Origin of the sequence: Bradyrhizobium stylosanthis (assembly GCF_001641335.1) — a bacterium.
Lineage (GTDB): Bacteria > Pseudomonadota > Alphaproteobacteria > Rhizobiales > Xanthobacteraceae > Bradyrhizobium > Bradyrhizobium stylosanthis.
The window spans coordinates 2,225,861-2,237,565 of sequence record NZ_LVEM01000001.1 but is presented as its reverse complement, the minus strand read 5'-3'; the positions used below and the strand labels follow the sequence as shown (position 1 = coordinate 2,237,565).

Genomic DNA, 11,705 nt, shown 5'->3' with positions numbered 1-11,705 from the left:
ACGGCGGCCGGCCTTACGCGATTTCGAGATAGTCCGGCCCGGGCAACGTGGGGAAGGGAGCGGTCGGCAGCGTCTGGTACCAGAACGCGACCGAGGCGATGTCGTCCTGCAGCGGAAGGTATTTGCCGTCTTTCGCGCCCGGCAGCCAGCCGAGCGCCTGGATCGTGACGCGCAGATCGCTCCGGAAACGGACGGGATCGGGGATGTGCCAGCGATAGAGGCCGAAGCGCTGCTGCGAGCGGTAGACGCCGTCGGGGCGGATCACCTGCGGCAGGCCGGCATAGGGCGTGGTGAATTCCTGGTAGCGCGATTGTCCCTGGCCGCCGTGGGCGACATGGGGATCGAAATTGTAGGCGCCGCAGAAATAGTCTTCGGTGCCGGTGCCGCAGATGGTCGGGAACGCGCCGTCGCCGTCGATGAAGAACTTGATCTCGCCTTCGCCCCACCAGCCGTTGTTGTGGACGCCCCAGGCCATGTAGGTGCCGACATAGTGGCCGGCGCCCGCGACGCCATCGAGGATGGTGTAGACCTCCTTGTAGGGCAGCGGGTTGGTGCGGCGGAATTGCGCATGGAAATAGGCGCAGTCCTCGGGCACGTCGGTCAGGGTGTAGTTGATCTGGTAGTAGATCGTGATCTGCTCGTCGCTGCGGTTCTCCAGCGTGAAACGCGCACGCTTGCGGAACGGCATTTCCCAATAGCAGTTGAAGGCGCGGCCGGGATTGACGCAGACCGCGAGCGAGGAGACCTGCGCGAACTCCTCCCAGCCGCAGGCGAAGAAATCGCCGGCCGGACATTCCACGCTAGGCTGCTCCTGATCGTCCCAATAGACGCGCAGGATCGAATGGCGCAGGCGCCCGCGCGCGAGCGTCATCCAGATCTGCTGGATCGCGCCCTGGCCCTCGATGTCGGCGAGCGTGAAGGTCGTGCCGGGCTCGATCTGAACATAGGGCGAGACCTTCCAGCCCTGGCCGAGATCGCGGGCCTGACGCGCGGCCGGGCCGTCGACGGACATGCCGCCCTTGCCCTTCTCGCCCGAAAAATTCTCCGGACTGATCGACCGCGTCAGCGCATTCGACAGGCGCGACAGATTGCCGAGATGCATGCCCAATCCGGAAAAATTCATGATGTCCTCGACCTAGGGGTGAGCGAGGCCTCGATATATCGCTCTCCAATCTACCAAAGCATGAAGACCGCGTGCAGAATTGTCCGCACGCGGTGCAGGCGCGTCATGCGACGCGATACTCCTTAAATTTATCGCGCAGCGCCGATTTGAGCACCTTGCCGGTGCCGGTCATCGGGAACTCGTCGAGGAATTCGACGGCGTCCGGCATCCACCAGCTCGCGATCTTCGGACGCATGTGGTCGAGCAGCGTCTTGCCGTCGACGGTCGCGCCCTTCTTGCGGACGACGAGGAGCAGGGGACGCTCCTGCCATTTCTCATGCGCGATGGCGACGACGGCCGCCTGCAGCACGTCGGGATGAGACAGTGCGATGTCCTCGAGCTGGATCGAGGAGATCCATTCGCCGCCCGACTTGATGACATCCTTCGAACGGTCCGTCAGCGTGACGTGGCCTTGCGGGTCGATCACGGCCATGTCGCCGGTGATCAGCCAGCCGTCGCGGTCGAGGCCTTCGTCGAGCTTCATGTAGCCGGAGGCCACCCACGGGCCGCGGGCGCGTAAGTGGCCGACGGTCTTGCCGTCGCGCGGCAGTTCAGCGCCGGCATCGTCAACGATGCGCAAGGCGGTGCCGAAGCAAGCGCGCCCCGAAACCTGGCGTCGGTCGAATTTTTCCTTGTCGCCGAGATGCTCCGAGCCTGGCCTCAAGCCCGGCATCGAGCAGCCCAGCGCTTCGGTCATGCCCCAGGCCTGGATGTAGTCGACGTCGTAGTCGCGCTTGAGCTTCTCGACCATCGCGCGCGGCGGCGCCGAGCCCGACGACAATGTCGCGCGCAATGTCGTGAATTTGTTGCCGGTGCGTCCCAGCCAGTCGAGCAGGATCAGCCAGAAGCTCGGCACGCCCGCCGACAGCGTCACCTTCTCGCCTTCGAGCAATTCATAGAGCTTGTCCGGCTCGTAGTTGCGGCCGGGCAGCACCAGCTTCGAGCCGGTGTAGGGCGCGGTGAACGGCATGTTCCAGCCGTTGCCGTGGAATAGCGGCGCCATCGGCATCATAACCTCGCGCACGCCTTCGACATGGCCGGGCAGGAAGTCGAAATTGCAGCAGGTCATGGTCTGCAGGATCGCGGCGCGGTGCGAGTAGATCACGCCCTTGGGATTGCCCGTCGTGCCCGAGGTATAGCAGATGGTGGAGGCCGATTTCTCGTCGAACTCCGGCCAGGCGAAGCCGGCGTCGTTCTCCTGCTCCAGCAACTCCTCGTAGCAATGCACGTTGGCTAGCTTCGTCTCCGGCATCCGCTCGCGCGAGGACATCACGACATAGGCCTCGACCGTTTTCAGTTGCGCCGCGATCGCCTCGACGATTGGCAGCGTGGCGCGGTCGACGAACAGGAGGCGGTCTTCGGCGTGGTTGATGATATAGACGAGCTGCTCGGGAAACAGCCTGGGATTGACGGTGTGCAGCACGTAGCCCATGCCGGGGGCGGCGTAGAACATCTCGAAATGCCGATGCGTATTCCAGGCGAGCGTGCCGACGCGGTCGCCTTGCTTCATGCCGAGCCGCTGCAAGGCCAGCGCCATGCGCTTGATGCGCGGATGGGCGTCTGCATAGGTATAGCGATGGATGTCGCCCTCGATCTCGCGCGCGACGATTTCCGCTTCGCCGTGATAATCGGCGGCGTACTGGATCAGGCCGCTGATCAAGAGCGGCATGTCCATCATCAATCCCTGCATGGTCTCCTCCGGATGTCGCGTCGTTGCGCGGCTTAAGGCTTGTGATTTGTACTGGAGGTTAGCGGAACGCTGCGCGGCGTTCACGCAAAAAGCGTGCGACGCGATTGCATGCGTCACTTTTTCGGGGCTAAGTGAGTGCGCTGCCGGCGACGCAGCGTCCGCCGTGGAGGAAATGGATGTCAGCGGAAAGACACAAGACCGGTACAGCCGGCGCACCTACCGTCGATATTTCCGCGCTCCGTTCGCGCTATCGCGACGAGCGCGATCGCCGTCTGCGCGCCGAGGGCAAGGCGCAGTATGTCGAGGTCACCGGCGAATTCGGCCGCTATCTCGACGATCCCTGGGCCGATCCCGGCTTTGCGCGCAAGGCCGTCAGCGAAGATACCGAAGTTCTCATCGTCGGCGGCGGCTTCGGCGGGCTGCTCTGCGGCGCGCGGCTGCGCGAAGCCGGCATCGGGGATTTTCGTATCGTGGAAAAGGCCGCCGATTTCGGCGGCACCTGGTACTGGAATCGCTACCCGGGTGCTGCCTGCGACACCGAGAGCTACATCTATCTGCCGCTGCTGGAAGAGACCGGCTACATGCCGGTGCGCAAATACGCGCGGGCGCCGGAGATCTACGAGCACTCCCGCCGCATTGGCCGCCACTTCGATCTCTATGAGCGCGCGCTGTTTCAGACCGTGATCTCACGCATGAGCTGGCAGGAGCAGGAGGCGCGCTGGCTGGTCGAGACCGATCACGGCGACCGCATCCGCGCGCGCTTCGTCATCCTCGCCGGTGGCCCGCTGAGCCGCCCGAAGCTGCCGGGCATTCCGGGCATCGAAAGCTTCAAGGGGCACAGCTTCCACACCAGCCGGTGGGATTACGCCTACACCGGCGGCACCGCCGAAGGCGATCTCACCGGCCTTGCCGACAAGCGTGTCGGCATCATCGGCACCGGCGCGACGGCGGTGCAATGCGTGCCGCATCTCGGCCGCTTCGCGAAGGAGCTCTACGTCTTCCAGCGCACGCCGTCGGCTATCGGCGTGCGCGACGACCGGCCGACGGATCAGGCCTGGGCGCAGGGCCTGAAGCCCGGCTGGCAGCGCGAGCGCATGGACAATTTCACGGCGGTGATCTCGGGCGAGCCGTTCGAGCAGGATCTGGTGCAGGACGGCTGGACCGGTCTGCTCGGCGAGATCCTGCTGGCGCCGCGTCGGCAACCGCAGCCGGTGACCTCGATGGAGGAGGCGCTGAAGGTCATCGAGCAGGCCGACTATCGCAAGATGGAGGAGATCCGCGCCCGCGTCGATGCAGTGGTGAAGGACGAGGCGGCCGCGGCGGCGCTCAAACCCTGGTACAAGGCGTTCTGCAAGCGGCCCTGCTTCCACGACGAATATCTCGACACCTTCAATCGTCCCAACGTGCATCTCGTCGATACCAAAGGGCAGGGCGTCGACCGCATCACGGAGAATGCCGTGGTCGTCGATGGCAAGGCCTACGAGCTCGACTGCCTGATCTACGCCAGCGGCTTCGAGGTCGGCACCGACTACGCCCGCCGCATGGGTTTCGAGGTCCACGGCCGCGACGGCATGAGCCTGTCCGAACGCTGGCGCGACGGCGTCAAGACCATGCACGGCTTCTACAGCCGCGGCTTTCCGAATTGCTTCCTGATCGTCACGGTGCAGGCCGGCCAGAGCGCCAACTTCCCGCACATCATCGACGAGCAGTCGCAGCACATCGCCTATGTCATCGACCAGGTACGCAAGCGCGGCGCCAGGACGCTCGAGCCGACCCTCGTCGCCGAGAACGCCTGGGTCGAGGAGGTCGTCAAGGCCGCGATCGGCCGCCAGACCTATCTCGCCGAATGCACGCCGGGCTATTACAACAACGAGGGCGTGTTCGATCCCATTGCGGCAAGAAACAGCCAGTACTGGCGCGGGCCGGTGGCCTTCCTGCGGCTGCTCGACAAATGGCGCAAGGAGGGCAATCTGGACGGCCTGGAATTGACCTACGGGACCGCGGCCGAGGCCCGGGCTTGAGCGGCATGATCCCGGCACCATCAGGCGCCACACGGCTTCATGTCATCGTCGGCGATCCCATCGCGCAGGTGCGCTCGCCGGCCGGCGTGAGCGCCGCCTTTGCCGCGCGGGGGCACGACGCCATCCTGATGCCCGTTCAGGTGGCGCCGGTGGATTTGGCCGACTTCCTCTCGCTGGCGGCGCGGCTGAAGAACCTCGACGGCATCGTCGTGACCATTCCGCACAAATTCGCCTGCTACCAGGCCTGCGCGAGTGCGACGGCGCGCGCGCATTTCCTGAAAACGGTGAACCTGATGCGCCGGCGCCCCGACGGCGCATGGCATGGCGACATGGTGGATGGTCTCGGCTTCGTCGGTGGCGCGCGGGCCAAAGGGATCGACCCCGCGGGGATGCGGGCGCTGCTTGTCGGCGCGGGCGGTGCGGGCTCGGCGATCGCGCTCGAGCTGGTCGAGGCCGGGGTCAGCGAACTGGCCATCCATGACAGCCTGACCGAGCGCCGCGACGCACTGATCGACCGGCTCAACGGCCTCCGCAAGGCGCCCGTGCGCGCCGGCACCGGGGATCCCCAAGGCTTCGATTTTGTCGCCAATGCGACGCCCGCGGGGATGAAGGATGGCGATCCGCTGCCGGTCGATACGGCGCGGCTTGCGCCATCGGCCTATTGCGGCTGCGTCATCACCAAGCCCGAAATCTCGCCGTTCATCGCAGCCGCTCGAAAGCTCGGCTGCGTCACGGGCACCGGCACGGACATGTACCAGCAGCACCAGAGCATCATGGTGGATTTCCTGCTGGGAACGGACGAGGCGTGACCGCTTCTGTCAAGGGCCTTGCCTGGATTGATTGGTGTCGTCGGGACTTGAGCGATGGCGACTGACGTAGGATCATGCGCCTGCGCGAGCCGGTCGCGCAGCAGCAAAAGGAACGGGCAATGATCAAGGGCAGGACAGTCGCGACAGCAGTGATTGGCGCGGCCGCGCTGCTACTCTCTCTGCCCATGGCCGAGGCCGCCACGTGCGGCAACGGGCCCGGCGGGTTCGAGGCCTGGAAGCGCGAGTTCAGCGCGGAGGCGCAAGGCAAGGGCATCGGCCAGACCGCGCTCTCGGCGCTGATGCAGACCAATTACGCCAGCGCCACCATCGCCGCCGACCGCGGCCAGCGCAGCTTTTCGCTCACGCTCGACCAGTTCCTGGCCAAGCGCGGCGCCACCACCATCGTCGCCAAGGGACGGCAGCTCAAGCAGTCGCAGGCCGCCCTGTTCGCCTCGATCCAGCAGCGCTATGGCGTTCCGCCCGGGCCGCTGATCGCGATCTGGGGCATGGAGACCGGCTTCGGCAGCCAGCGCGGCAACCAGAACATGCTCTCGTCGATCGCGACGCTGGCCTATGACTGCCGCCGTCCTGAGTTCTTCACCGACCAGCTCTATGCCGCGCTGAAGCTGATCGACCGCGGCACGCTGTCGGGATCGACCCGCGGCTCCATGCATGGCGAGGTCGGCCAGACCCAGTTCATGCCCAAGAACATCCTGGCCTATGGCACCGGCAATCTCGAGGTTGCCGCCAACGCGCTGAACTCGACCGCCAACTTCCTGAAGGCCCATGGCTGGCGTGCGGGAGCCGGTTACCAGCCGGGCGAGCCGAATTTCGCCGCCATCGAGGCCTGGAATGCCGCCGGTGTCTATCAGAAGGCGATCGCCCTGATGGGCCGGCAGATCGACGAGGGCGGAGGGGCGGCCGCCTCGCGCTGACGGGCCCGCTTTCGAACGCCCGCGTCGCTCGAAAGCGCTCCTGCTCAGCAAGGCGTGATGCGTCGATGCGAGAAAGTTGTTGCCATCAGGAACTGACGGCACGAGGTTTGCTTTGATCAGGTTCGGGGCTGGGCATGAGGAGACTCAACGATGGCAACCCAGATCGTGATGGACCAGACTGGCGATACGCGCCACGAGTTTGATCCTGGCAATGCCGAAGCGCTGGCGCGGGCCGAACAGCGTTTTCGGGAGCTGACCGGAGCCGGCTTCACCGCCGCCTACCGCACCGGGCCCGGCGAAGTGACCCGCATCAAATCGTTCGACCCGACCGCGCACGAAACGCTGTTCTATCCCCGCCTGGTCGGCGGCTGATCTGAGCTGCTCATGTTCGCGGCACTCTGGTTCCGCGCGCCCGCGCGTGCCCGTCTGCACGCGCTGCGCGAACTCTACCGGCGCTTCTTCGGCGAGAATACGCCGGATGCGCGGGGGCGCCGGCTTTTGGCCGAATGGCTGACGCCGGAGCAGCGCGCGCAGTTCGAGCAGCACCGGTATTTCGACGTCATCGGTTGCGATACCGGCAAGCGGTATCGTATTCACTACGGCACGGCCGCCAACGTCCATGAGGTCGACGAGGCCGGTCGCGCGACAATGGGATGGTGCTTTGTCCCCACGGGCTTTCTCGTGCCCGGCGATGTCATGCTCGCGCAGAAGATCGCGCTCGAGACGGACGAAAAGGGAGCGCTCGCGCTCGCCAACAGGTTTCCGCCGGCGACGCATTCAGAACATTTCTACCGGCGGCCCTTCTAGGACGCAGGGTTACTCACGAGAACGCGTGGCACTCAGTAATGCGTGGTGCGATAGGCATCCAGCGCATGCGCCGCAAAGACACCGACGCTGCAAAGGGCGAGAAGGGCGGAGATCACCTCGATCATAGCTCATCCTCCCCTAGTGGCTGGGCGACGAGTTGCTGGCAGCAGGCGTAATCGTAGATGAGGTCGAGAAGGAATTGCATGGTAGCCGTCCCTGTATTTATTTTGACAACGACTTAACCGGCCATCTGTTTCAGGCGTGTTTCGTCGCACAGGGAAAGGGGTTTCGCGGGGAACCCCGAGCTGGTTTGTGCACTGCAGAGCCGCTACATCTCGCATTTAGTTAATCTTTGAGCCACCCGCGCACGGCGGGGCGGTGCGTGACATTGCGAGGCAAAATCATGGCGCAGGTCGAGTGGTTCGACGATCTCACCATCGGAATGCGGTTCAAATCGCCCGAATTGGTGGTCACTGAAGCGGACATCAAGCGCTTCGCGGCCGAGTTCGATCCGCAGCCGATGCATCTCGACCATGAGGCCGCCAAGGCGACCCTGTTCAACGGGCTCGCTGCCTCGGGATGGCACACTGCCGCCATCGCTATGAACCTCGCGATCCAGACCCGCCCCTTCGGCCCGCATCCGCTGATCGGTGCCGGCGTCGACGGGCTGCGCTGGACCATGCCGGTGCGGCCCAACGACCGCCTGCACCTGGTCGGGGAAGTCATGAGCCTGACGCCCTCGAAATCGAAGCCGCAGGGCATCGCGCTGGTGAAGTGGACCATGTTCAACCAGAACGGCGACGAGGTTTACACCTTCACGCCGATCGCCATCGTGCCGCGGCGCGCCTAGGGCGCTCGCCGCGCGCCTTGCCCGCCGGCTGAAGCCCTTGCGGGTCGCCGGCAGAGGTGGTCATCTGGCGTGGGGAACACGCTGGAGGCCGACATGAAACGAGTCTTTCTTGCCGCCGGAATGCTTGTTGGCGTCTTGAGCGCAGGGCCTGCGCAGGCGCAACAATCGAAGGTCGGCGACTGGACCATCGAGAAGCGCACGCAGGACACGCATTGCAATGCGAGCCGGGGCTACAAGGACAAGGAGGACGAGAACCGCGACTACGTCATCGTCATCACCTATTCCGACAAGGCCATCGTGATCGTGATGATCTATGACGGCTGGGAGTGGGACAAGGTCGGCGAGATCCTCCGCGCCGATGTCGGCACCGACGATACCGACATCATGAAGAAGGCGAAGTGGGAGGTCATGGACAAGACCACCGTGCGCGGCATCTTCGAATACGACCAGTCGATCATGGACCGGCTCTCCAAGGCCAAGCGCCTCACGCTCGATTTCGAGGACGACGAGGACGACAGCATCGAGATGCAGATCCCGCGCGCCGGCGAGGCGCTCGCCGCGCTGAAGTTCTGCGAGGAGAACCGGAAGTAAATTGCCGGCTCAGGCACAGCTGCCGTAGGGTGGGCAAGGCCGCGCGAGCGGCGTGCCGACCGTCTTGCGAATTGGTGGGTACGCTACGCTTTGCTCGTCCTGCGAGAGTTGATGGCGAGGCAAGCGCTCGCCGCAGCGGGAATTGGTGGCAACAAAGCTCGCGAACGGCGCGCGCGTGATCCAGTCCACACAGCGCGGTTGCTGTTCGCATTAATCCTAGTCTTTGGCAAAAACGTCCAAGCCGCATCCTGCGGTTGCCATTACGCAAGGACGATGTTCGATATTCCAGCATTGCGCTGTCGCATCTTTTTCTCGTCCCGGGCGGCGATTGGCCGGCCTGTTCCTTCCACCATCCTCCTCGTCCGATGCGCTCGCCCGTCTCGTCACCGGGGCAGCGCGCCGTTCGCATCGTCGCTCCGATGACGATCCTGCAGGCAGGCCGGTTCTCCTCGCTGGTCGGCGAGATCTACGATGCAGCGGCAGACCCCGCGCTGCGTGGCGCCGCATTGGAGCAGGTTTCGAATTTCGTCGGCGGCTGTGCCGCAACGATCCTGTCCAGGGATTCAGCCAGACTCTCGATCGAGATCCACCAGCATTTCGGCGCGGATGCAAGGTTCCGCCAGCTCTATCGCGACCGTTATGTCGAGCTCGATCCGCTGCTCGACCGCCACTTCGATCTCGCCACCGGGCGTACTGTCGGCGTAACCGACATCATGCCCCATTCCGACTTCGTGGCGACCAGCTTCTATCGCGAGTGGGTAGAGCCGCAGGGCGCGACGGACCTGGCAACCGTCACGCTCGAGCGATCGCACGCGCGCGTCACGATCTTGCAAGTGTTGCGTCACCGCTCCCGCGGGCTCGTCGACGAGACGATGCGCGAGCGCATGCGGCTGCTCGCGCCTCACATCCAGCGCTCGCGCGCCATGGGCCGCCAGATCAGGGCACGTTCGCATACCGTCGACGACCTCGCCGACGTGCTGGACGGATTGAGCACGGCGATCTGCCTGCTCGACGCCGAGGGCCGGGTCGTGCATGCCAACGCGGCGTGCCGCCAGCTCTTTGCGGATGCGGATCTCTTCGCGATGATCGGCGACAGGATCGTCGCGCGCAACACCCAGGCCGACAAGATATTCCGCGGCCTTTCCGAAATCTTTGCGAACGCTGAAAATGACTCGGCCCGTAGCCGTCAGATCAATCTGGTGACGTCGTCCAACGGACATCATTATCTGCTCCATGCCTTTCCGTTGAAGCGGGAAGGGCATGCACCGCGCGATATGGCCGCGACCGTGCTCTTTGTTCAAAGGGCCACGATGCTGCCGTCGCTGGTGCCCGATGCGATCGCCGCTGCGTTTCGGCTGACGCCGTCCGAACTGCGGGTGCTGATGGCCATCGTCGAGATCGGCGGTGTTCCCGACATCGCGGCCAGGCTCGGCATTGCCGAGACAACGGTGAAGACGCATCTCGGCCGGCTGTTCGAAAAGACCGGCGCCGGCAGGCAGGCGGATCTCGTCAAGATCGCCGCCGGCTTCGCTGTGCCGTTCGCGCAGCCGACGAGCGGCGACGACGTGGTGTGATCCATTTCACAGCGCGAGCGGCGCGCTCGCGCAATCTCAATGCATTGTGATGCACGCGGCTTCCGGGTCCTCCGAACGCAGGACGCGGGTCGCTTAGGACTTTCGTATATGGCGCCACGCGAAGGAGAGCAGCATGCGTAACGGAGGCAATGCGCGATGCGTATCGAGCGCGGGCGCGGCGGGACCTCCGCGCATCGCCGGACTTTGTTTGTCGGTTGGAGATATTGCAGTGAGCGGCAAGGACGAATTTTCCATATTCAACGTTTCGACGGACGACATTCCCGAAGACGAGCGCGTGCCGCTGCTGCGCGAATTCTACTGCCGCGGCGTGCTGAAGGCGGAGGTCGAGGCCAGGGACGGAAAGCCGGCCGCGGCCAGCTTCACCTCCCACGTTCTGCCGGAAGCCCAGTTGCTGATCGGAGGAATGTGCGGCGCGCGCGTCATCCGAACGAAGCAGCTGATTGCCGATGGCGACGACAGCCTTGCCCTGATCGTGAACCGGTCCGGCGTTCTCGGGATATCCGAGCGAGGCCGCGATCTGAAGCTTCACGCCGGAGAGGCGGTCCTGACGAGCGCGGAGGACGTCACCACCTTCGAGCGGCTGTTGCTGGGAAGCGGCTTCTCGCTGCGTGTGCCGAGACGTGTGCTGGCCCCGATGATCGTGGACGTCGACGATGCCGTGATGCGCGTCATTCCGGAGGGCACGACCGGTCTGCGGCTGCTCGTCGACTACGCCATTGCGCTGGTGCACGAGCGGGCACTGGCGGTCCCTGCGATGCGCCAGCTCGGCGTCGCCCATCTGCACGATCTGCTGGCGTTGGTTCTCGGTGCGACGGATCATGCCCGGGACGTGACCGGACGGCGCGGTGTCAAGGCGGCGCGGCTTCAGCGCGCGAAGTTCCTCATCGCCAACAATTGCTGGCAGCAGGACCTGTCCGTGGCCAGCGTCGCGCAGGAGCTCGGCGTGACGCCGCGCTATCTCCAGCGATTGTTCGAGGCCGACGGCAAGACTTTCTCGTCCTTCCTGACCGAGCAGCGCCTCAAGCGCGCCCATCGTATGCTGCGTGAGCCGGATTTCGCGGCGCGCCCGGTGAGCTCGATCGCCTATGACGTCGGCTTCGGCGATCTCTCTTATTTCAACCGCTGCTTCCGGCGGGCCTACGGCGCAACGCCGAGCGACGTCAGGAGCGGCGGGGCGTTCTAGCCGCTGCGACCGAGTTCCCGCCAGCCGTCAATTTCAATCAGCGAAAGGGATTTGACATGATC

General features: G+C 64.8%; 11 protein-coding genes. 9 read left to right on the top strand and 2 right to left on the bottom strand.

Annotated elements, in window-relative coordinates:
* Positions 1 to 13: 13 nt before the first annotated feature.
* Both A7X65_RS10870 and A7X65_RS10865 read right to left on the bottom strand, forming a co-directional pair.
* The gene (locus A7X65_RS10870) at positions 14 to 1,123 is read right to left on the bottom strand and encodes a glycoside hydrolase family 172 protein (RefSeq protein ID WP_063684531.1); all 1,110 of its coding nucleotides are present in this window, start codon (positions 1,121 to 1,123) and stop codon (positions 14 to 16) included.
* A gap of 103 nt (positions 1,124 to 1,226) precedes the next feature.
* Entirely contained in the window at positions 1,227 to 2,852 is a 1,626-nt protein-coding gene (locus tag A7X65_RS10865; protein WP_063684530.1) for a long-chain fatty acid--CoA ligase, read from the bottom strand.
* Positions 2,853 to 3,028: 176 nt separating this feature from the next.
* Between A7X65_RS10865 and A7X65_RS10860 the strand changes: the two genes are divergently transcribed.
* From A7X65_RS10860 to A7X65_RS10820, 9 genes are all read left to right on the top strand, one after another.
* Positions 3,029 to 4,873: a flavin-containing monooxygenase gene (locus A7X65_RS10860; RefSeq protein ID WP_063684529.1), complete on the top strand. Its 1,845-nt coding sequence runs from the start codon at positions 3,029 to 3,031 to the stop codon at positions 4,871 to 4,873.
* A gap of 5 nt (positions 4,874 to 4,878) precedes the next feature.
* Positions 4,879 to 5,682 carry a shikimate dehydrogenase family protein gene (locus A7X65_RS10855; RefSeq protein ID WP_063684920.1) on the top strand — a complete coding sequence of 268 codons (804 nt, stop codon included), beginning with the start codon at positions 4,879 to 4,881 and terminating at the stop codon, positions 5,680 to 5,682.
* A gap of 119 nt (positions 5,683 to 5,801) precedes the next feature.
* Positions 5,802 to 6,617, top strand: a complete 816-nt coding sequence (locus A7X65_RS10850) for a lytic murein transglycosylase (RefSeq protein ID WP_063684919.1) — start codon at positions 5,802 to 5,804, stop codon at positions 6,615 to 6,617.
* 150 nt (positions 6,618 to 6,767) lie between these two features.
* Positions 6,768 to 6,989 carry a hypothetical protein gene (locus tag A7X65_RS10845; protein WP_063684528.1) on the top strand — a complete coding sequence of 74 codons (222 nt, stop codon included), beginning with the start codon at positions 6,768 to 6,770 and terminating at the stop codon, positions 6,987 to 6,989.
* 12 nt (positions 6,990 to 7,001) lie between these two features.
* Positions 7,002 to 7,424, top strand: coding sequence for a hypothetical protein (locus A7X65_RS10840; RefSeq protein ID WP_063684527.1), 423 nt, complete (start codon positions 7,002 to 7,004; stop codon positions 7,422 to 7,424).
* A 403-nt stretch (positions 7,425 to 7,827) separates the two neighbouring features.
* The gene (locus tag A7X65_RS10835; RefSeq protein ID WP_063684526.1) at positions 7,828 to 8,274 is read left to right on the top strand and encodes a MaoC family dehydratase; all 447 of its coding nucleotides are present in this window, start codon (positions 7,828 to 7,830) and stop codon (positions 8,272 to 8,274) included.
* Between the two features lie 93 nt (positions 8,275 to 8,367).
* On the top strand, positions 8,368 to 8,865 hold the full coding sequence (locus A7X65_RS10830; RefSeq protein ID WP_063684918.1) for a hypothetical protein: 498 nt from the start codon (positions 8,368 to 8,370) through the stop codon (positions 8,863 to 8,865).
* Positions 8,866 to 9,284: 419 nt separating this feature from the next.
* The gene (locus tag A7X65_RS10825; RefSeq protein WP_063684917.1) at positions 9,285 to 10,439 is read left to right on the top strand and encodes a helix-turn-helix transcriptional regulator; all 1,155 of its coding nucleotides are present in this window, start codon (positions 9,285 to 9,287) and stop codon (positions 10,437 to 10,439) included.
* Positions 10,440 to 10,668: 229 nt separating this feature from the next.
* Positions 10,669 to 11,643 carry a helix-turn-helix transcriptional regulator gene (locus A7X65_RS10820; RefSeq protein ID WP_063684525.1) on the top strand — a complete coding sequence of 325 codons (975 nt, stop codon included), beginning with the start codon at positions 10,669 to 10,671 and terminating at the stop codon, positions 11,641 to 11,643.
* Positions 11,644 to 11,705: the final 62 nt, after the last annotated feature.

Coding starts and splice junctions, on each gene's coding strand:
- A7X65_RS10830 (WP_063684918.1), top strand. CDS start 8,368: ATGAAACGAGTCTTTCTTGCCGCCGGAATGCTTGTTGGCGTCTTGAGC.
- A7X65_RS10855 (WP_063684920.1), top strand. CDS start 4,879: ATGATCCCGGCACCATCAGGCGCCACACGGCTTCATGTCATCGTCGGC.
- A7X65_RS10870 (WP_063684531.1), bottom strand. CDS start 1,123: ATGAATTTTTCCGGATTGGGCATGCATCTCGGCAATCTGTCGCGCCTG.
- A7X65_RS10850 (WP_063684919.1), top strand. CDS start 5,802: ATGATCAAGGGCAGGACAGTCGCGACAGCAGTGATTGGCGCGGCCGCG.
- A7X65_RS10860 (WP_063684529.1), top strand. CDS start 3,029: ATGTCAGCGGAAAGACACAAGACCGGTACAGCCGGCGCACCTACCGTC.
- A7X65_RS10825 (WP_063684917.1), top strand. CDS start 9,285: ATGACGATCCTGCAGGCAGGCCGGTTCTCCTCGCTGGTCGGCGAGATC.
- A7X65_RS10835 (WP_063684526.1), top strand. CDS start 7,828: ATGGCGCAGGTCGAGTGGTTCGACGATCTCACCATCGGAATGCGGTTC.
- A7X65_RS10865 (WP_063684530.1), bottom strand. CDS start 2,852: ATGCAGGGATTGATGATGGACATGCCGCTCTTGATCAGCGGCCTGATC.
- A7X65_RS10840 (WP_063684527.1), top strand. CDS start 7,002: ATGTTCGCGGCACTCTGGTTCCGCGCGCCCGCGCGTGCCCGTCTGCAC.
- A7X65_RS10845 (WP_063684528.1), top strand. CDS start 6,768: ATGGCAACCCAGATCGTGATGGACCAGACTGGCGATACGCGCCACGAG.